Origin of the sequence: Massilimicrobiota sp. SW1139, assembly GCF_012027715.1 — a bacterium.
Lineage (GTDB): Bacteria > Bacillota_I > Bacilli_A > Erysipelotrichales > Coprobacillaceae > Allocoprobacillus > Allocoprobacillus merdigallinarum.
The window spans coordinates 20,628-40,780 of sequence record NZ_SJOR01000009.1 but is presented as its reverse complement, the minus strand read 5'-3'; the positions used below and the strand labels follow the sequence as shown (position 1 = coordinate 40,780).

The following is a 20,153-nucleotide window of genomic DNA, read 5'->3' as shown; positions in this document are numbered from 1 at the left end:
GTATTTATTTCCTTTCTACTTATTTATATATATCTAATCAATATTTATGACACTATTTTTCTTTTAATGAGATTATACACATTTATATCGTTAATATCAAAACAATTTCAAAAAATTTTTCGACTTCATTATATCATTCAAATGGATATATCACAATCTTATTTCATATTTATTTCTAATAAAATATCTCTATTATATTAATACTTTTATAAATCATTTTATTGCATTTATTTCAAAAAAATCTTTACACTTTATTTGAGAGTGCTATACTTATAGTATAGTCAAAAATGGTCCGTTGGTGAAGTGGTCAACACACTAGGTTCTCATCCTAGCATTCAGGGGTTCGAAACCCCTACGGACTACCAGTAGAAATCAAAAAAGTCCGATAAAATGGACTTTTTTTCATTTTAAAAGTACCCGCGACACTCATACGACACTCATTTAGAAAAAAACATAGTTTATGACTTCTTATTTATATTCATCACAATTATAATAGACATTCTAAATCCCCCCAATCTTTTCAACATGCGTCTTGATCGTTCATCATTTTTTTACTAGCAATATCATCAAAATCCATTATGCATTCGGTAATATCTTTTGTGTTATCTAACTTTATACTATTATTATTTATACAGCATCTTTGAGCATTAACATATCTCAATATATAATCAATCATGCTCATATCATTTTCTAATGCATCATTCATTATTTTTTTCTCTTCTTTACTGACTCTTAATTCAATTCTTTCTTTTTTCATCATATTACATCTCCTCACATTTTATCCCTAGTATGCTTTTTTGTCCGTACATATTCAATATATACAGATATATTCACATATTATTATCTTGATTTTAATAATAATATATTTTTATATCTACTGATTTTTAAATATAAAAAGAAAAAATAAAAGGAGTTAAAAAAACAACCCCTAACATATTATTTTACTTTCAATTTTAATGATGATTTAATAAATACAGCTTCAGTAATTGTTATTAGTTTATTATTATCATCTATAATATACGAAAAAGCTAGTGAACGTATATAAAACGACCTTACAATATCATTGTTATGAATAACTGGATATAATCTAGGATTTTCTTTTAAAACATTTATTTTTTCCTGTAATTCATCTTTGATTCTCATTCTATTTTCTAATAAAAACATACTGACTTCTGTAGAAACAATAACCTTATACACATTAAAGCCCTGATTCTTCCAAAATAGTAAAAAATTCTTCTTCAGTATGTGTCTTTATTTTTCCTTCTTTGATGAGCTTATATTTTTCTAAAGTTCTATTCTCAAATTCTTCATCAATACTATCATTATAAATTTCTATCATTTTTGTTAATAAATCTGTAGGTATTTTAGAAATACCCTTAGAAGTTGGAAAATCATTTACATTCAATTTAGAATCCATGAATATCACCTCTGCTTATAATATACCATAATATCAAAGAAAAATATACTCTTAAATTAGAGATAAAACATATGACATTGAATATCAAGGAAATATCTTTTTTTATCCACATATTTAGAAACTGTATTTATTATAATATCATTAGTATATATCCAATTAAATTAAAAAGAATTGAAAAAATATTTTTAAGTCTATATTAAAAGTAGTTAAAATTAAAAAATTACATATTAATTTACGACACTCATTTAAAAAAACATAGTTTATGACTTCTTATTTATGATGATTATTTATATAAGTATAAAAGCAACTTAATTGACGTTCAAAAATACATTAAAAATATTCCTCCAATCATAATGTCGTCTAGGAATAAAATTTCATTTTTCAATTGACGTATTTTATCATTCTTTTAATTTACACTATCATTCTTTGTGGCACACTAGAAGTGGGAACTATATGAGTAAATAAAAATACTCAAAGAGAAAGAGAACTGCGCCAATAGGACTTTAAATAATTGAAGGGTCCAGATTTTAATCATTGACCTTTAAAACATCTATAAATACTAAAATGATAATATGTATATTTCATTGCGAAAATAATTTTTTGCTCATATAATAAAGAATAGAGATTATAAAATCAATCTATATGAAATGAGATTTGACACTCATATCATTTATAATTTAAATTAAAAAAAGAATCACGAATGATTCTTTGATAACTCTATGGCTGGGGTACTTGGATTCGAACCAAGGAAATGTCAGATTCAGAGTCTGATGCCTTACCACTTGGCTATACCCCAATCACAAAATCTATTATATATCTTTTTTTTAAAGGAGTAAAGAAAAAAATGAAAATACGCACACGTTTTGCACCTAGTCCTACTGGCTACATGCATATTGGTAATTTAAGAACAGCTTTATATTGTTATTTAATCGCCAAAAAGAATAATGGGGACTTTATTTTAAGAATTGAAGATACTGATCAAAAAAGAGAAGTCAGTAATGCCAGTCAATTGATATATCAGACTTTAGAAGAAACAGGTCTACATTATGATGAAGGTCCTCAAATGGGTGGTCCTTATGGACCATATATCCAATCACAAAGATTAGATATTTATCATCATTATGCTCAAGAATTAATTCGTAAAGGTGGTGCTCATTATTGTTTTTGTTCAGATGAAATCAAAGAACAAGATCCTTGTATTCATTTAAGTGATGAAGAAATTCAACAAAAGATTCAAAATGGTACTCCTTATGTTATTAGACAAACCATTCCTCAAACAAGTATAACGAGTTTTGATGATGAAGTCTATGGACATATTGAAGTCGAAAACAAAACCTTAAATGAAGGTATTCTCATTAAAAGTGATGGCTATCCTACATATAATTTTGCAAATGTTATTGATGATCATCTCATGAACATCACTCATGTTGTAAGAGGAAATGAATATCTTTCCAGCACTCCTAAATATAATCTGATTTATCAGACATTAGGTTGGGATATTCCCATTTATATTCACCTTCCTACCGTCAATAAAGATGAAACACATAAATTAAGTAAACGTGATGGTGATGCATCTTATTATGATTTAAAAAATCAGGGTTTTTTAACTGAAGCTATTATGAATTATATTGCACTTTTAGGATGGGCTCCTGAAGGTTGTGAAATCTTATCTTTAAATGAATTGATTGAACAATTTGATATTCATCATATTTCTAAAGCTCCTGCTATTTTTGATATAGAAAAATTAAAATGGATCAATGGTATGTATTTACGCAATATGCCTTTGCAGGATTTTCATAAACTTTTATTACCACACTATTCTTTTATTCATCAATCTGTTCATTTATTAGAAGTCTCTCGTGTCCTACAACCTCGTTTACTTCAGGTCAATGATGCAATCATTCAAGAAACATTAGACTTTATCAATCAGGCATATCCATTTGATATTCAAGTCTATTCTCATAAAAAATTTAAAACAAATCCTGAAAAATCACTCAATGCTCTCTTATTAGTACAAAACCATTTTCATGAAATATCAGATTTTCAAAATGATGAAAGTATTCTTCAATTCTTTATCAATCTTGCTAAAGAAAATGGTATGAAAAATGGTCAAATCATGGAACCTGTCAGAGCTGCCTTAACTCATAAACGTTCTAGTGCTGGTGGTGCCGTTGAACTAGTCCACATATTCGGAAAAGAAGAAACATTGAAACGTCTGAATCAAGCTATTCAAAATCTTAAAGATTCTCTATAAATACAGATAATTCATTTACTTCACAGATAATCTTTCAATAATATGAACACTTAATAACTCTGTGGTTGAAATATAATCCTTTCTTTGAATACGATCAACCAGTCTGTGTACAGCCTCTTTTCCCATACTTTCTTTTTGAACTTGTAATGTTGTTAAAGGGGGAATCATTTTTTGTGCTAAAGGTATGTCATCAAATCCTGTTACTCCAATATCATCAGGAACTTTCAAACCTAATTTTGTTAAGGCCTGTATAACTATAAAAGCATTTGAATCATTAGCACAAATAAGTACTTCAGGTAATTCTTTCGATTGTAAAAGAGATACAATACAATCTATCTGATGGTGAAGAATGTGCTTTTCAATATTTTCTAAAAAAGAATATTTATGAATATATTGTTCATCACAATACCCATTGATCAAACGATGATGAATAAGCGCTTCCTTATACCCTATAAAGCGATCTTGAAAACTCAAAGAATAGTTCAAATCACCAAAAAAGCCAATCTTTTTGTATCCTTTTTGAATAACATAGTTTGTAATCATATACCCACCTTGTTTATTATGAGTGAGTATACAATCACAAGCATCATACAATGAAGTAAAATCAACTAATACAATTGGTATTCCTGTATTTTTTAATGTTTTTAGATTTCCAGAAGAGATTTTTCCAACAATCAAAATACCTGCTACTTTTCTTTCTAAAATACATTCAGGGATATCCATATTGGCATCTTCAAAATAGTGCATAATGGAAGAATAGCCTAAAATCTTAGCCTCTTCTACAATAGATTTTAAAACAATGGAATAAAAATGGCCTGCATCTGCATAATAACTTTGCATCATAATACATATATTTGATCTAGAAAAAACAGATAAATATTTTCGCTTTTCATTAATATATCCCATTTCATCAGCCGTACGTAAAATAAGCAAACGCATTTGATCACTCACACCTGGTTTATCATTTAAAGCAATGGATACAGCATTAATCGAAATATTCAATTTTTCAGCGATATCTCTCATTGTTACCTTCATCTTTAATTCCTCTTATTCTCATTATTATTTTCATTATATCTTTTTAAAAATATTTTATAATTGTTTTTATCTTTTATAGTATATCATTATCAAATAGAAAAAACCATGTCGTTATGATATGATGTCCGCCCTTAATAAAATACTGTTAAGGGCGGTTACCATATCAGTTATAACATGGCTTTTTTATAATTCTTCACCATTTGTTTCAATGACATGTTTGTACCAATCAAAAGATTTTTTCTTCATTCTTTTCATATCTTTTAAATCATTATTTTTACGATTGACATAAATCATCCCATATCTTTTATTCATATTAGCACGGCTGCTTAAAATATCAACTGGTCCCCAGACAAGATATCCTCGACAATCCACACCTTCTTCAACTGCTTTTTTCATTTCTTCAATATGCTTACGCATATAATCTATACGATAATCATCAATGATTTCACCATTTTCATTGATTTCATCATCACAACCAAAACCATTTTCAACTACATAGATAGGCATTTCATAACGATCGTATAATTGACGTAAAGTGATTCTTAATCCAACAGGATCAATTGACCATCCAAAATCAGACATTTCCAAATATGGATTTTTCTTAATTACAACATCATTGACATTTGTTAAACTTTGTTCTCCATAATGAGAAATTGTAGACATATAGTAACTGATAGATAAATAATCAGTTTTTCCTAATTTTAAAATATCTAAATCTCCATCAAGAATTTCAGGCATTGTTCCTTCATTTTTCATATTTGCATAGTAATAAGAATTATAATGTCCTCTTGCAAATACATCCAAGAAAACATAAGCTTCACTTTGTGCTTTCATACTTTCAAGTGTATCTAAAGGATGACAAGTTTCAGGATAACTTTGAACAACAGTTGCCATTCCCATGACTTTCCCACCTTTTTGATGAATATAATCATTGACTAAACTATGTGCAATCAAAGTATTATGCATAATTTGATTATCAAATGTCTGTGGATTCATCCCCTCAGGACATACTCCACCAAAAAACATTTTAGGACCTTTTTGCAGTATTCCATTTTGTTCATTAAAAATAATCCAATAATTAACCTTATCATTATATCGATCTACAATTTTTTTGCATAATTCTACAAAAATATCAACAACTTTTCTATTCGCAAAACCATTATATTTTTCTTGTAAATAAACTGGCATTTCAAAATGATATAAAGTTGGAATAGGTTCCATTCCTCTTTCTTTTAAAGCATCAATAAATTCATCATAAAATTGGAAACCTGCTTCATTATAAGTATTTTCATCACTCATCAATCTAGACCAGTCTATAGAAAAACGATAAGCATTAAATCCCATTTCCTGAAATAAATCAAAATCTTCTTTATATCTATGATAACTATCAATACCATCTTTAAAATCTGAGAAATCACCTGTTACAGTTAAATCACAGACAGCTGGAACTTTTCCTCCTTCCTGATAAGCTCCTTCACTTTGATGAGCAGTGACTGCCCCACCCCATAAAAAATCTTTTCTTAACATCGTTCATCCTCCTTTATTTTACTTTTATTTTTTCATCAATTTACTTGAAATTCAATGAAAAATAACTTGAATTTTTAATAAAACTATCTTGTATAATTAAACATTTTCCCATCATACTTTTCATTTAATGTCTGTTGACTAGTAAAAACACACGAAAAATTGTCATGAAAAACATAAAATGAATCCAATGGCTTGACTATGTCTAAGATTTTTTGATTGATTTCTTGAGATATACCAGTTTGCTGGCAAGCTTCACATTGCTCATCTGTTTTATAGAAAACATGAACTTGATCAAAAATAATTTTGATTTTCCATATATAAGGTCTATGAATATTTTGTATTTCTTTTTGTACCTGGTTTAAAATTCTTTTTCTTATTTCATCTTCCAATGTATCATAACTGATAATCGAAGAACACTTTGTAGATATATGATGTTTTTGACAAAGTAATAAGAATTGTTCACGAATTTTCTGTTGCTTTGCTTCATCAAAATTTATACCATTCTTCATTTTTTGTTGATCATCATGATTCCATAATATGAGTTTCAATCTGGATTGATTATCATGTGTCTGATCATAAATAAAATCATAAAGTTTTAATTGAAAAACCTGCTCAAACCATTGTTCAAATTCTAATAAAAATAAACTTTTCTGTTCTGTATGACACAGTAAATTGAATGCATGTTGATATTGTTGTTCATTTAAAAGCATAAAAACACCTCTTGTCTATTATACAACAAAGAGATGTTTTTATCTCGATTTTATTTATTTTTAATATAAACTCTTTGATATGAAATGAAAACAAATCTCTTAATTTTGAACATGATGATGAAACGTTGGAGAAGTTTCATCCAATACCTGAAAAACATATCCCTGCTCAATGAGATAATCTAAAATATCTGGCAGTGCCTTGACAGTATTTTCTTGTGTTCCACTATCATGCATCAAAAACATAATATCTTCTCGATTCCCAATTTCTTCAATAGCTTTCTTTTTAAGACCGTCTACCGTTTTAATCCCTTCTCCATCACCATTAATAGAAGTCCAATCATAATATTGATATCCTAAATCAATAACCTTTTTTGTTAAACGTGTCATGATACCATCATTATATTTCTTAGAAACAAGATTACTGGAACCACCTGGAAAACGTATAAAATTCACATTCTTCCCAATTTGTTGATAAACAACATCCTTAATTTTATTTAAATCACTTATATAATTTTTTAAAGAACTATAAATATATTCATAATCATGACTATATGTGTGCAATCCTATTGTATGCCCTTTTTGATATGCTTCTTTAATATAATGAAAATCTTTAGGGGAGGTTCCTGTCACAAAAAAAGTTGCTTTAATATGATATTGATCTAGAATTTCTAGAATTTCTTTGGTGTTTGATGATGGACCATCATCAAAGGTTAAATAACATGTTTTCTTTCCATCACTTAAAGCTTCACGATTATCATATTGACTTAAAACTTCAATCTTTCTTATAAATGTATCCTCATTACCCGATTGATCCTTAACATGATAATAAACTTCATATTCTCCAATTTTACGAATATTCAGTTTAGAATCATCAATGGTTAATACTGGTGAATCATCATGATCATCTTTAACAATGACATCTTTTTTTAAATCAATTTCATCTCCAATCAATAATGTAATGGGTGTCAAACCACTCACTACTGGTGGCTGTTCATCTTTTGCCTGAACTTGTACATAAGCACTTTTCTCTGATTTATTTCCATAACTATCTTCCACAACAACTACAACTTTATAAGTTTTCACTTCATGAAAAGTATAATTTTGTTGAAAATAAACTTCTGTTTTAGAATCATCACGAATGTTTTTAACCAATTCTTTTGCAGATATTGTTTCATCTTTCAAAATTGTCTTATTTTGTGTTTCAAATTGTGGAGGTAACATATCATCAACATAAACAATTAAAGTAAAAACTTTTTGATGATAAGAATAGACTATTTTATATTGACCAAGTTGACTATTATCAACTTGATTATCAATCTTGATTTCATCTTCTTCGATATGTGAAAGTTTTTCAATATATTGTAGCGGTTCAACTTCCTGATATAGTGCTAAATGAATTTCTTTATCCACAAAAGTTATACGTGGCTGTAAAAACAGATAAACAATTAAGACAATCAAACAAAATACAAAAGTATAAAAAAAGACTTTTTTCATATGTATCACCAAGATACTATATGAATGAAAAGTCTTTTTTAGTCCTCATGTTGAAAATATTCTTCAATGATTTGTCTTTCACTAAAAGGTAATGGTTCTTCATCTAAAATCTGATAATCTTCATGTCCTTTTCCTAGACATAAAATAATATCATGAGCTTCAGCATGCTCAAGAGCATAATGAATGGCTTGTTGACGATCTTCTATAACAATATATTCCCCATTTTCTTTATTGATCCCCTCAATAATATCCTGACAGATTTTTTGTACTGATTCGCCACGTGGATTATCTGCTGTTAAAATAGAGAAAGCATGATATTTTGCGACAATTTCTCCAGCTCCATAACGTCTATGCACATCTCTATGTCCACCTAATCCATAGACACAATAAATACGATGAGGATGATATTCACTCATAGTCGATAAGATACTATCAAAAGATAACGCATTATGTGCATAATCAATAAAAACTGTATATGGACGAGGAACTGGTACCATTTCTACACGTCCTTTTACACTGACTTGTTTTAAAGCTTCTTGGATATAAGGAACATCTATATCTAAAAGATGACATATCATAATCGCCACTAATGAATTATAGACACTAAACTTTCCAGGTGTATTCGTTTGAAATGATGCTGAAATGACACCATTTGTATCAAATGTCACACCTAATATATTATCTTGACGATAAAGATTGATATGACATGCCTGTAAATCACTTTCCTGATCTATAGAATAAGTTTGAATCTGACAGTGAGCATGATCTATCATATCTAAATAATGTTCATCATCCTTGTTGAATAAACCAATGCGACACATTTGAAACAATTGTTTTTTACATGACATATAATGTTCAAAAGAGCGATGTTCATTTTCACCAATATGATCAGGTGATAAATTCGTAAAAACACCTATATCAAAATCAATACCTGTTACACGGTCTAACATGAGTCCCTGTGATGAAACTTCCATAACACAATATTCACAACCAGCTTCCACCATTTCATGCATTAATTTTTGCAGTTCAAAAGATTCAGGTGTGGTATTCTTTGTTTTCCTAAATTCACCATTTACAATAGAACCAATTGTTCCAATGATGCCGACTTTTTTATGAGCTTTTTCTAAAATAGAAGCCACCATATAAGATGTTGTTGTTTTCCCTTTGGTTCCAGTAATCCCGATGACTTTCATTTGACGACTTGGATGATGAAAGAAAGCACAAGAAAGTAACGCTAAAGCCTTTCTTGCATTATCAACTAATAAATAAGTGATTCCTTCCTGATATTCCACTGGATGTTCAATCACAATAACTTTTGCTCCTTTTTGAATAACCTGATCAATAAAAGAGTGTCCATCAACCTTTGCGCCAGGAATACATACAAATAGACTGCCTGATTGAACTGTTCTGGAATCATAATCTATTTGTGAAACTTCTTCATCTAAATGTCCTTGAATGAACTGATAATTCATTTCATCTAGTAATTCATTTAATTTCATTTTCCTCACCATTCCTCATTTGATATCTATCTTTAAATTTGAGATATTTGTAAATCCCCATTTTTTATGTAATTTAATTTTCTAAATGCTTTATACATACTATAACAAACAACCATTGGCAAAACAACATCTATCAAAAACAGTGGTATCCAATAAGTTGTTGCCATGATTGAAAATGAATCCGTTAATCCTAATAATCCTGTTAATCCCATAGCTGAACCTTGCACACTGCAACGTAAAGAAAAAAGCACTGAAATCATTCCACTTAACATACTGGCAAGTAATGGTGGTATCCATATAACAGGTCGTTTGACAATATTTTTAAACTGTAAAAGACTTGTCCCTAAACCAATAGCCAAAACTTCACCAAAACGATTATCATTCATTGACATCACAGCAAATCCAATCATTTGACTACATACTCCAGCCAGTACAGCTCCTAAAACAACACCATTAAAATCAACCATTATACTTGTTAAAAGTAAAGATGAAAGTGGTGATGTTGTGATGACACTAGCTAATAAAGCAACCAGCATCCCCATTAAAACAGAAGGCATAGTCGCACATTGTTTCATTACACTATTGAGCCAGAAAGAAATTTGATGCATAAATGGTCCTATAAGCCAGACAACCAAACCAGCACAGCCAATTGACATAACTGGTACCAGCCAAATATCAAAAGGTGTTTTTCCCTGTACCAAGCGCCCTACTTCAATTGCTAAAATGACAGCTATATAAGCCAACAATGGATTCCCTGTTACAAGCGATATCTGACCGCCATCTACAACAATTGTTCCGGCACCGATCGTTCCAGCCAGCAATGCCGTCAACAAATTCATCCCTCTAGCATCAATACATAAGCCCATTGCAATACTAATGGCAGGTCCCATTAAATAACCAAGCATGATTCCCCATTGATAAAGCATATTGATATGAACAGCCGTCCCAATCTGTTTCAAGATGATACCAAAGACCACACTCACAAAATAGCCATATGCCAATCCATTCAATGTTCTTACAATATAATTTTCATGTCTATTTCTTGCCATCCTGTTTTTCCTCTTTTCTTTGATGATTCATTAATGCAGGGAAAGCTTTCATAATACGACGCTCACTCATAGATTTATCATGTATCCATTGACGATAACTTGAGATATCATTTTCTTTCCATAAATCCATTAATTCATTAAAACTGTGTTTACTTTGTTCAACATCATCAATCAATTTTTGCATTGAAGATTCTATATCCTTCATAAATTCATCTAAACGTTCATCCAAATGTGTTAATGATACGACTGTAAAAATAAGATCAATGATAAATATTGTCGTTAACATTGTTGCTATCACAACCAATGTAATTAAGCCATGTTGCATGATTTTTTCTAACAAATATGGTTGAACAAATTTCACTGCAACAACACTAAAAACACCAAAAACCAAAAAACCTTCTAAACAAACTCTTCCATTAACATGAAAAGCCTTATCAGAATAATCCCACCATCTTCTATGATAAAGTTTCTCCATAGCCCACGATGTTATATATTCAATCACACAGGCCACAAATGCTCCTTCAATAAAAACAGATAAATAACTTTCATTAGCAGAAAATAAAAGAGAGACAGTGATGGCTCCAAAACCATATATTGGAACAATAGGTCCATTTAAAAAGCCACTATTTTTAATTCTATGACGCGTCATAATTGGACATATCAAAGATTCCCAGATCCATCCTACAAAACCATATATATAAAAAGTTACAATATAAGCACTAATATATTTTTCCATAATAAACTCCTTATCTAGAAATATTATACTTTGTTTTTATGATTAAGCAAGAAAAAAAAGGAGTCTTACTCCTTTTGATAATCACGAAAATCAACAACCTGAATATGATATTTTCCCAACCAATCTTTTAGCCATTGGCTACATAAAAATTCACATTCCATAGGTCGAATCAAAGTATAAGAAGAATGTTCTAAAATATATTGATCTAAAAAACCAGGATGAAACACAACAATACTACATTCATTTTTTTGAATATTCGCTAGTTGACTTTCAAAATATATGTATGGGTCATAAAGACCTTTTTCATCAAACGAAAAGAAATCTAAAGAATAAATATGATGCTCTTTTTGCCAGTTTTCATCCATAGGATTATCATAAAAAAGATGATGTCTTTTCGCAACATTTTCTAAAGCCTGTAAATAGTTTTTAGAAAAAACAGCATGTCCCTCAAAATACTCTGGTTTTTGACCTGTGATTTCAATAAATCTTTGTAATTGTGCTTCAATTTCCAATTCACACTCTAAAATATTGATTGTATCTTCTTGACGATGGTTAATATCATGACTTGAATAAAATTCGCCATTTTCATTAACCAAAGAAGGAATAAGTTCAGGCGAACAAACCGGTTTTTCTAAACATATATTTGTATGTTGTCCTAAACAAATATCTAAATCTTTAATTAATTGATAGCCATGCTTTGCACTTTCCATATTAGGCATAAGTCCCACACAACTGATTACACCATCTTGTATAGATTTTAAGATGCCGTAGTTTACACCTTCGCTTATACCTAAATCATCTGCACGTAAAATTAATTTCATTATTTCACACCACCTTTATTATAAAGTTGACAATATGTATAGTAAGCACCAATCAAATTAGAATCATTATGATATTGACAAGTTTTCACTTGAGGCTTTCTAAACAGATAAGCCTTTGTAAAGATTTTGTCAATCTTTTCCTGAATTTTTTCTACAAACAGTGGGTCTTGGCTGATTCCTCCTCCAATACAAATACATTCAGGATTGATGATATTATCAATGTTATAACAAAATTTTGCTATAGCATCAAACCAATCCTCTAATACAGCAACAACTTCTTCATCCTGCTGACGATAAAGCTGCATCATTGCTTCTCCATCAATGTTTTCATCTTGTTTGATATCTTGAACTTTTTTGACAATAGCTAAAGTTGAATATGTTCCAGCAAAACTCTCATATTGTCCTTGGTGCAAATCAACAAAAATAGGACTAAATTCACCGGCAATTAAATCCAATCCACGTAAAACCTGATGGTTCATAACGATACCACCACCAACTCCTGAGCCAAAAATTAAAACGACACAACTTTGACAATCTTTTGCCTGTCCTACCCATGATTCACATAAAGCCGCTGCTTTGCCATCATTTTCAACCGATACAGGTAAATGATTACATAATGCTGAAAGTTTTTCAGCAAGTTCTAAACCTTCCAAATAAACAAGTGCTCCACTTGTTAACATCACACCTTTTTCAATATCTATTTTTCCAGGTACACTCATCGCAATTCCCTGGATATTCTCATTTCTATATGATAAATAAATATTTTGTAATGTCTTTAAAAAATGTTCTTGAGATTCATAAGGTGTTTTGATTTTAGACGTCTTTGTTAAATGACATTCTTCATCAATCAAACCATATTTGATAAAAGTTCCACCCACATCAATCACGAGTACTTTCTTTTCCATCTTGTCCTCCTTATAAAATAAGGACTTTTTCTAAAGAAAAGTCCTTGCTTTTTATGAATGTTGCTGTTTACGATATTGTGAGGGCGTCATTGCATACCATTTTTTAAAATGATTAATCAAAGCATGTTCACTAGAAAAACCACATTCAAAAGCTATATCAATAATACGTTTCGACGATGTCATTAATAAAAACTTTGCTCTATCTAAACGAAGCTTTGTTAAATAGGTATAATAGTTTGTATTTAAATAACGCTTAAACATCAATGAAATATGCTGAGTTGTATAACCAAAATGATTCGATAAATACTGTAAAGATATATCTTCACGATAATGAGTACTGACAAAGAAAAGAATTCTTGAAAAAGTATCATTATTTTCATGATGATAGGATGTAGGATCATAATGACTTTCCTGAAGACAATGAGCCAACAAGGAAAGAAGGGATGCCTTATATTCTAATTGGGAGATAATATCATCGTGATTCATTTTAGCAATAACTTGTGAAAACAAGTCTATAAAACCATTATAATCTTTAATCATAAATACTTTATCAAGTAATATTGTAGAAGGCATGTGCTGTATAATAAAACCATTATTAATATGCAAACATTGGAAACGAAAATGACCTGCATTTCCAATCATTTTATGAAGTGACTGCATACCAATGACAATCACATCACCTGGTCCAACCTCAAATGAACCAGATGGTGTAATAGTTGTCATATGTCCATCAATAATGTGAACAATTTCCAGCCATTCATGCCAATGAACTTCTATAGTGGAAGGTGCTTCATTACTTCCTGCTGAATCTATAAACAAACAATATTTATTATCATCATAATTTCTAATACTACTATCAACATCTTCATATTCTTCATCGAAAATCAATCTCATTTCTATCACCAGCAACATTCTAACATATTTTTCTACATCACATCAATCAAGATCTTTTCCATTTGTACGAATGACTTTTTTATACCACTCAAAAGATTTCTTACGTGTTCTTTGAAGTGTACCTTCTCCAAAATCATCCATATCAACATAGACAAAGCCATAACGTTTTTTCATTTCTCCTGTTCCCGCAGAAACAAGATCAATACAACCCCAAGGTGTATAACCTATAACATCTACACCATCATAATCAATAGCTTTTTGAATTTGTTGAATATGTTTTCTTAAATAATCAATGCGGTAATCATCTTGAATACTACCATCTTCTTCAATTGTATCTAAAGCTCCTAAACCATTTTCAACAATCATAAGTGGAAGTTGATATTTATCGTATAAACGATTTAAAACAAGTCTTAAACCTTGTGGATCGATAGGCCATCCCCATTCACTTTCTTCAAGATATGGGTTTTTAACGCCACCTAACTGATTACCACCTGATTTTTCATTATTTCCACGTGTTGAAATAACAGACGAATTATAATAACTAAATGATATAAAATCTACTGTCCCTAAAAGAAGAATTTGTTCATCACCATCTTCTTTTTGTAAAATGATATTCTGTCTTTCTAATTCCTTTAATTTATAGGCTGGATAATAACCACGGCATTGAACATCATAGTAGAAATCTTTAAAATCTCTCGCCATTTCCATTTCAGCAATAGCATCATCTGGGCAACATGTTTCCGGATAGAATAAAATATTAGCAATCATTAAACCAATCTGAAAATCCGGATTAATTTGATGTCCTAAATAAACTGCTTTTGCACTAGCAAGTAACAAATGATAAATGGCCTGTTGCTGTTTTTGAGGATTGGATGCTTCTGTAATACCTAAAGTAGAATAATCTCTTAAAAAATTAATTTCATTAAAAGTTAACCAGTATTTAACTTTATTTTGATAACGCGTAAAAATAGTACGACAGTAGTTCATAAAGAAATCTATTGTTCTACGATCTAACCAGCCTTCATATTGATGAGCTAAATGAAGTGGTAAATCAAAATGATTGATTGTCACAAGTGGTTCAATTCCATATTTATGGCATTCATCAAAAACATCATCATAGAATTTTAAACCTTCTTCATTAGGTTGATCATCATCACCATGAGGAAAAATACGTGACCAGTTAATAGACATTCTAAACGTTTTATATCCCATTTCACCCATTAAAGCAATATCTTCTTTATAGTGATGATAAAAATCAGTTGCTACATGACTTGGATAATAAACATCTTCGTCAACAATAGCTTTTGCATCTTTTGGCACATCTTCAAAACGATTAATTTCTTTTTTTGTTCCATCCTCAAGTTCAATTATAATACGTCGAGGATGTTTTTGATCACCATTTGTAATGGTATCAGCAGTCGCCAAGCCTTTACCACCACTCAAATAACCACCTTCGTATTGATTGGCTGCTGTAGCACCACCCCATAAAAAGTCTTTAGGAAATCCCATATTTTACCTCCTTAAATTTTTCTTTTTGCATTTGCATAAGCATCACTTCGCTGAATCCAATCTAAAAATTCTTCAATACACCTGTCCCAGAAACGCCATTCATGTTCATAGCCTGGTACACTCAACCATGTTAATGGCATCTTTTTTTCTTTTAAACTTTTAACGAATTGAACATTCGTATCATAAAGAAAATCCTTATCACCACAAGCCATATAAATAGGAATCTCTTGTTGACATTGATCTAAAACTTCATAAAGATCAATTGGATTTCCCTGCATTTCAATACCTGGTGAAAATGCACCAATTGCACTATATCTTTCAGGATGACTCAATCCATGATAAAGAGCACCAAATCCACCCATAGAAAGTCCTGCAATATAAGTATCTTCTTTTCTTGTAGAAACAGGGAAAACCTGAGTAATAAATTCTGGTAATTCATTTTCTATAAAATCTGCAAATAAATCCTCATCTTGATCAATATATTTTTTATTTTCACCTGAAATCATAACAACAGCAATCTGTCTTTCTTCAGCATATAATTCAACATTTGTATAACCACACCATTGTGCATGATTATTTCCATATCCATGCAAAAGATAGAGTACAGGAAATTTCTTATGATAATCATGATGAATTTTTCCTTTATTAATCATACTTTCAGGAATCGTCACTGTTGGTAAAATGACATCAATATCAACAGTTCTCATTAATGTATATGAAATGACATTACATTGTATTTTTGCCATAATGTTTTCTCCTTTCCAAAAATAAGTTTGTCTAAACAAACTTCTATTTTGCTTTTAATTCTTGTTCTTGTTTTAAAGCATTGTTATCATCAATTAAGAAGAATGGTAAATACATGATAAAATGAATAGCCAAGCTTATTAACCATAATAACAACATGAAGACTCCACCTTGGAAGAACACAGTAATGAATCCAGGTGTTACCCAAGGCATAGAAATTGTCGGATTAAAAGATATTGGTAAAATACCAATTAAAGCCCAAGCAACTAATCCTGAAGCTGCAGGTGAAAAGACCATTGGAATCACATATAAAGGATTTAACATAATTGGGAAACCAAAAATGATTGGTTCATTAATATTGAAAATATTAGCTGGGATAACAAGTTTACGCATTGCTTTATACTTTTCAGATTTTGCAAATAGGGTTGCAATACATAATCCTAATGTATTTCCTGCACCACCAATTTGAACACAAGCCCCTAAAATTCCAAAAATAAGATAAGGCATTGTTTCCCCGGCTAGAAAAGCTTCAGTGTTAGCCATAGAAGCCATCATTAAAACAGGCATATATGGCATTAAAATAGCATTTGGATGAATACCAAAGAACCAGATTAAATTCATTAATGAAAAGACAATAATTAATGATATTGGTGAAGCTCCAAAATATGAAATTGGCTGACCAATAAGTGTTGAAACAACATTGAATACATTTCCATATGGTGTAAATGTACATGCCCATTTTAAGGCAAAAACTAATGTAAAGATAATCATGGCCACAAATGTAGGTGCTAATGACATACTTACCATTGGTGGTACTGAATCTGGTAATTTCAATTTCAAGTTTTTACTCATTAAAAAACAGTATAATCTTGGAATTAATAAACCTAAAATTAATGCCAAGAAAATTCCGTCACTCCCCATATAATTGGTAGCTAAAGCTGAAACTGAACTTCCTGCTTCATTAGTAAAGGTTTGAATTGGCATTAAAATAATAAACGCTGCTGTAGACATGACAGCTCCAATAATTCCTTGCTCACCTTCATTTCTAGTAAAACAATATCCAATTGCTCCTACAACATAAATAGCAAGTAAAGATAATGTTAAAGATACAACCTCTTGCCCTACTGTATATAATCCTGTACTGTTTAAAAAATCAACCCATGGATCAATAGGCAAATTAGACAAAACGGCAATAACTGCTACCCCTAATGTAATTGGCATTGTATACATAAAACCTTCTGTTAATGCTTTAATGTATTTACTATTGGCGACCATTGTTGCAAATGGACCAACAACTTTTTCTAAGCCAGTCTGTAGCTTATTAAAAAAATCCATATTTTTCCTCCTCCTATTATGAAATTCGTAGCGCTAAATCCCTTCCATTTTCTAAACAAAGTATAACCTACTTTTTCTATATAAAATGTTTTATTTTTAATATTTTTATGAACGATAATAAACAAAAAAACTGCCTAAGCAGTTTTATTGATATTGAATATTTTGTTGTCTATTTAATGGATAGATAGATAATTGTGAAGCAGAAACTTTATTTTTCATTTGAATACAATGAATTTGATTATTTTCATATGTCTTGTAATAATAAGCCCCTTCATTCATACTCATACAACAAGAATAAACCGTATAATCTTCTTGATTTTGCATTGTTTTTACTGAACCTTTGACCATTGCGACAGCATCTAAAATATGAAAAATCTGACTGATATTCTCTTCTTCTCTTTCACTCATTGTTGCATTTTCCTTTAACCACAATGTTTTCACAAAACGTGAAGCAGGTGAAAAATCACCAGGAATACCGATTGTCCCAAATCCGTTTCCATAAGGCTTCAATGATTGATCCGTTAAATGATCTTGAGGATAAGAAGATGTTAAATGCATATAATTATGGACGTTCCATTGATGATACGGATAAGGTGGATTGTTGGTTAAAATATGAAAAGCATCTTGATAAACCTGCAATCCTGATTCTGTTGATTCCAGAATCAGACTCTCTTTTTGATCGGCAATGATCCAATGTAAAGGTGCTAAAGGCAATTTTTCATGGAAAGGAATATCTAAAAGATGAAAATGATCAATGACCTTTTTGACCTCTTGTACGCTTTGATATTGCCCTAAGATATAGGGAATCAATTCATAAGGCGTTATATTGGTTTTGTTGGCCTGTTCAGGAAAATAACGAGCATTCCCTGGAAAATATAAGCCAGCCATGCATAATCCCTTTTCATTCATAGCTTCAGCATATAATGGATAGTTTTCCATAACCGTTGCCATACCAATCATTGCATATTGATTTTTAAACAATGTTCCATTTTTTAATGGAAAAGAATAATGTCTTGGTGTCAATACAACTTGTTCACCAAATGTTGTTTCCAGATCTAAATTTCTACCAAAATACCCATTTAATTGAAATGCTGTACACATATCAAAATCACCTCATTACCATTATAGACCAATTTCTATCAAATAACAAAAAAACCTATATTGACATATAGGTTACATACATAATGGTGGAGCTTAGCGGGATCGAACCGCTGACCTCCTGCGTGCAAAGCAGGCGCTCTCCCAGCTGAGCTAAAACCCCATTATTCAATTATACATGGTGGGCCTGAATGGACTTGAACCATCGACCTCACCCTTATCAGGGGTGCGCTCTAACCAGCTGAGCTACAGGCCCATGTATATATATATAACAGTTATTAATGGTGGGCCTGAATGGACTTGAACCATCGACCTCACCCTTATCAGGGGTGCGCTCTAACCAGCTGAGCTACAGGCCCATTAACGACTGCCCTAATATATTAGCATAGGCTTCTTTTTTCGTCAATACTTTTTTTATTTTTTAAGATATATTTTTATAATGGAGCAGATAAAGCCTGAAAGTAATCCTGTATTCCATCACTAATCACTGTTGCCAGCTTTTTATGATAACTGCGACTTTTTAACTGTCCTCTTTCATTAGCATTAGATAAAAAGCCACATTCAATCAATACTCCCAGCGATTGTGTTGCACGCAATATATAAAAACTGCTTGATGAAATATTTTTCCTTGTTCCCGTTAAAGTTTTCATTTGATTATGAATACTATCAGCTAATCTTTTCCCATCCTCACTTTTTTTATAATAAAAAACTTGTGATCCCCAGGCACTAGAATTTGAAGAATTCAAATGAATACTTAAAAATAAATCTGGCTGATATTCATCAATCTTTAACGCTCTTAAATACATATCATCCTGTTTAGAATAGTTATAATTTCTTCTTGTCATATCCTGATCATCTGTTCTTGTCATATAAACCGTTGCTCCACGTGATTCCAATTCTTCTTTCAATGCAAAACTGATTTCCAAATTTAATTCATCTTCATCGACTCCAGCAATACTCGCTCCATTGTCTAAACCCCCGTGACCAGGGTCCAAAACTATCACTCTTTGATTTAACAATTGTGATGATGAAACATGAATAACTGGTTTATATAAACATGTACATAAAGCAAAAAGAATAATAAAAGACATCATTTTTTTCATATGAATCATCACCCGTTTATTTA

The 20,153-nt window shown here is 30.6% G+C and carries 19 protein-coding genes and 5 tRNA genes; 2 read left to right on the top strand and 22 right to left on the bottom strand.

Features of this window, described 5'->3' with window-relative positions; all coding sequences use genetic code 11:
• The first annotated feature begins 289 nt into the window (after positions 1-289).
• Positions 290-365: transfer RNA gene (locus E0K96_RS06720), tRNA-Glu, on the top strand.
• Between the two features lie 155 nt (positions 366-520).
• Here the strand turns inward: E0K96_RS06720 and E0K96_RS06715 are convergent.
• The 4 genes from E0K96_RS06715 to E0K96_RS06700 form a co-directional block, all read right to left on the bottom strand.
• Positions 521-760: a hypothetical protein gene (locus E0K96_RS06715; RefSeq protein WP_168082115.1), complete on the bottom strand. Its 240-nt coding sequence runs from the start codon at positions 758-760 to the stop codon at positions 521-523.
• 176 nt (positions 761-936) lie between these two features.
• The gene (locus E0K96_RS06710) at positions 937-1,197 is read right to left on the bottom strand and encodes a hypothetical protein (protein ID WP_129737999.1); all 261 of its coding nucleotides are present in this window, start codon (positions 1,195-1,197) and stop codon (positions 937-939) included.
• A gap of 1 nt (position 1,198) precedes the next feature.
• Positions 1,199-1,417, bottom strand: coding sequence for a hypothetical protein (locus tag E0K96_RS06705; protein ID WP_168082113.1), 219 nt, complete (start codon positions 1,415-1,417; stop codon positions 1,199-1,201).
• Between the two features lie 720 nt (positions 1,418-2,137).
• A tRNA-Gln gene (locus tag E0K96_RS06700) sits at positions 2,138-2,213 on the bottom strand.
• Positions 2,214-2,261: 48 nt separating this feature from the next.
• On the opposite strand from E0K96_RS06700, the gene gltX reads away from it, so the two are divergent.
• The gene (gene gltX / locus E0K96_RS06695; RefSeq protein ID WP_168082111.1) at positions 2,262-3,671 is read left to right on the top strand and encodes a glutamate--tRNA ligase; all 1,410 of its coding nucleotides are present in this window, start codon (positions 2,262-2,264) and stop codon (positions 3,669-3,671) included.
• A 15-nt stretch (positions 3,672-3,686) separates the two neighbouring features.
• Here gltX and E0K96_RS06690 read toward each other — a convergent pair whose 3' ends face one another.
• The 18 genes from E0K96_RS06690 to E0K96_RS06605 all read right to left on the bottom strand — a co-directional run bounded on the left by E0K96_RS06690 (position 3,687) and on the right by E0K96_RS06605 (position 20,130).
• Positions 3,687-4,706 (bottom strand): LacI family DNA-binding transcriptional regulator, encoded by a 1,020-nt coding sequence (locus E0K96_RS06690; RefSeq protein ID WP_168082109.1) that lies wholly within the window; start codon positions 4,704-4,706, stop codon positions 3,687-3,689.
• 183 nt (positions 4,707-4,889) lie between these two features.
• A complete protein-coding gene (locus E0K96_RS06685) occupies positions 4,890-6,233 on the bottom strand; it encodes a glycoside hydrolase family 1 protein (protein WP_087936434.1) in 1,344 nt (447 codons plus the stop codon).
• Positions 6,234-6,316: 83 nt separating this feature from the next.
• Complete coding sequence (locus tag E0K96_RS06680) at positions 6,317-6,943, bottom strand: hypothetical protein (RefSeq protein WP_168082107.1); 627 nt, start codon at positions 6,941-6,943, stop codon at positions 6,317-6,319.
• Positions 6,944-7,042: 99 nt separating this feature from the next.
• Positions 7,043-8,437 carry a polysaccharide deacetylase family protein gene (locus tag E0K96_RS06675; protein WP_087244808.1) on the bottom strand — a complete coding sequence of 465 codons (1,395 nt, stop codon included), beginning with the start codon at positions 8,435-8,437 and terminating at the stop codon, positions 7,043-7,045.
• A gap of 38 nt (positions 8,438-8,475) precedes the next feature.
• The gene (locus E0K96_RS06670) at positions 8,476-9,936 is read right to left on the bottom strand and encodes a UDP-N-acetylmuramoyl-L-alanyl-D-glutamate--2,6-diaminopimelate ligase (protein WP_168082105.1); all 1,461 of its coding nucleotides are present in this window, start codon (positions 9,934-9,936) and stop codon (positions 8,476-8,478) included.
• A 32-nt stretch (positions 9,937-9,968) separates the two neighbouring features.
• Positions 9,969-10,985: a PTS sugar transporter subunit IIC gene (locus E0K96_RS06665; RefSeq protein ID WP_168082103.1), complete on the bottom strand. Its 1,017-nt coding sequence runs from the start codon at positions 10,983-10,985 to the stop codon at positions 9,969-9,971.
• Complete coding sequence (locus E0K96_RS06660) at positions 10,972-11,721, bottom strand: putative ABC transporter permease (protein WP_168082101.1); 750 nt, start codon at positions 11,719-11,721, stop codon at positions 10,972-10,974. Before E0K96_RS06660 ends, E0K96_RS06665 begins: the two co-directional genes overlap by 14 nt.
• 65 nt (positions 11,722-11,786) lie before the next feature.
• Positions 11,787-12,542 carry a ChbG/HpnK family deacetylase gene (locus tag E0K96_RS06655; protein ID WP_168082099.1) on the bottom strand — a complete coding sequence of 252 codons (756 nt, stop codon included), beginning with the start codon at positions 12,540-12,542 and terminating at the stop codon, positions 11,787-11,789.
• Positions 12,542-13,447, bottom strand: a complete 906-nt coding sequence (locus tag E0K96_RS06650; RefSeq protein ID WP_168082097.1) for an ROK family protein — start codon at positions 13,445-13,447, stop codon at positions 12,542-12,544. Before E0K96_RS06650 ends, E0K96_RS06655 begins: the two co-directional genes overlap by 1 nt.
• A 51-nt stretch (positions 13,448-13,498) precedes the next feature.
• On the bottom strand, positions 13,499-14,341 hold the full coding sequence (locus tag E0K96_RS06645; RefSeq protein ID WP_240924459.1) for a helix-turn-helix transcriptional regulator: 843 nt from the start codon (positions 14,339-14,341) through the stop codon (positions 13,499-13,501).
• 42 nt (positions 14,342-14,383) lie between these two features.
• A complete protein-coding gene (locus E0K96_RS06640; protein ID WP_168082093.1) occupies positions 14,384-15,850 on the bottom strand; it encodes a family 1 glycosylhydrolase in 1,467 nt (488 codons plus the stop codon).
• A gap of 11 nt (positions 15,851-15,861) precedes the next feature.
• A complete protein-coding gene (locus tag E0K96_RS06635) occupies positions 15,862-16,596 on the bottom strand; it encodes an alpha/beta hydrolase (protein WP_168082091.1) in 735 nt (244 codons plus the stop codon).
• 43 nt (positions 16,597-16,639) lie between these two features.
• Entirely contained in the window at positions 16,640-17,929 is a 1,290-nt protein-coding gene (locus tag E0K96_RS06630; RefSeq protein ID WP_168082089.1) for a PTS sugar transporter subunit IIC, read from the bottom strand.
• A 144-nt stretch (positions 17,930-18,073) separates the two neighbouring features.
• Positions 18,074-19,030, bottom strand: a complete 957-nt coding sequence (bsh, locus tag E0K96_RS06625; RefSeq protein WP_168082087.1) for a choloylglycine hydrolase — start codon at positions 19,028-19,030, stop codon at positions 18,074-18,076.
• A gap of 84 nt (positions 19,031-19,114) precedes the next feature.
• Positions 19,115-19,190 (bottom strand) — tRNA-Ala (locus E0K96_RS06620).
• A gap of 16 nt (positions 19,191-19,206) precedes the next feature.
• Positions 19,207-19,283, bottom strand: a tRNA-Ile gene (locus E0K96_RS06615).
• Between the two features lie 26 nt (positions 19,284-19,309).
• Positions 19,310-19,386: transfer RNA gene (locus E0K96_RS06610), tRNA-Ile, on the bottom strand.
• 75 nt (positions 19,387-19,461) lie between these two features.
• Positions 19,462-20,130, bottom strand: a complete 669-nt coding sequence (locus tag E0K96_RS06605) for an N-acetylmuramoyl-L-alanine amidase (RefSeq protein WP_168082085.1) — start codon at positions 20,128-20,130, stop codon at positions 19,462-19,464.
• Positions 20,131-20,153 lie beyond the last annotated feature (23 nt).

What these genes read in the sequence shown, in the direction of transcription:
- E0K96_RS06715 (WP_168082115.1), bottom strand. Translation starts at nt 760, where the DNA reads ATGATGAAAAAAGAAAGAATTGAATTAAGAGTCAGTAAAGAAGAGAAA.
- E0K96_RS06705 (WP_168082113.1), bottom strand. Translation starts at nt 1,417, where the DNA reads ATGGATTCTAAATTGAATGTAAATGATTTTCCAACTTCTAAGGGTATT.
- gltX (WP_168082111.1), top strand. Translation starts at nt 2,262, where the DNA reads ATGAAAATACGCACACGTTTTGCACCTAGTCCTACTGGCTACATGCAT.
- E0K96_RS06690 (WP_168082109.1), bottom strand. Translation starts at nt 4,706, where the DNA reads ATGAAGGTAACAATGAGAGATATCGCTGAAAAATTGAATATTTCGATT.
- E0K96_RS06685 (WP_087936434.1), bottom strand. Translation starts at nt 6,233, where the DNA reads ATGTTAAGAAAAGATTTTTTATGGGGTGGGGCAGTCACTGCTCATCAA.
- E0K96_RS06680 (WP_168082107.1), bottom strand. Translation starts at nt 6,943, where the DNA reads ATGCTTTTAAATGAACAACAATATCAACATGCATTCAATTTACTGTGT.
- E0K96_RS06675 (WP_087244808.1), bottom strand. Translation starts at nt 8,437, where the DNA reads ATGAAAAAAGTCTTTTTTTATACTTTTGTATTTTGTTTGATTGTCTTA.
- E0K96_RS06670 (WP_168082105.1), bottom strand. Translation starts at nt 9,936, where the DNA reads ATGAAATTAAATGAATTACTAGATGAAATGAATTATCAGTTCATTCAA.
- E0K96_RS06665 (WP_168082103.1), bottom strand. Translation starts at nt 10,985, where the DNA reads ATGGCAAGAAATAGACATGAAAATTATATTGTAAGAACATTGAATGGA.
- E0K96_RS06660 (WP_168082101.1), bottom strand. Translation starts at nt 11,721, where the DNA reads ATGGAAAAATATATTAGTGCTTATATTGTAACTTTTTATATATATGGT.
- E0K96_RS06655 (WP_168082099.1), bottom strand. Translation starts at nt 12,542, where the DNA reads ATGAAATTAATTTTACGTGCAGATGATTTAGGTATAAGCGAAGGTGTA.
- E0K96_RS06650 (WP_168082097.1), bottom strand. Translation starts at nt 13,447, where the DNA reads ATGGAAAAGAAAGTACTCGTGATTGATGTGGGTGGAACTTTTATCAAA.
- E0K96_RS06645 (WP_240924459.1), bottom strand. Translation starts at nt 14,341, where the DNA reads ATGAGATTGATTTTCGATGAAGAATATGAAGATGTTGATAGTAGTATT.
- E0K96_RS06640 (WP_168082093.1), bottom strand. Translation starts at nt 15,850, where the DNA reads ATGGGATTTCCTAAAGACTTTTTATGGGGTGGTGCTACAGCAGCCAAT.
- E0K96_RS06635 (WP_168082091.1), bottom strand. Translation starts at nt 16,596, where the DNA reads ATGGCAAAAATACAATGTAATGTCATTTCATATACATTAATGAGAACT.
- E0K96_RS06630 (WP_168082089.1), bottom strand. Translation starts at nt 17,929, where the DNA reads ATGGATTTTTTTAATAAGCTACAGACTGGCTTAGAAAAAGTTGTTGGT.
- bsh (WP_168082087.1), bottom strand. Translation starts at nt 19,030, where the DNA reads ATGTGTACAGCATTTCAATTAAATGGGTATTTTGGTAGAAATTTAGAT.
- E0K96_RS06605 (WP_168082085.1), bottom strand. Translation starts at nt 20,130, where the DNA reads ATGAAAAAAATGATGTCTTTTATTATTCTTTTTGCTTTATGTACATGT.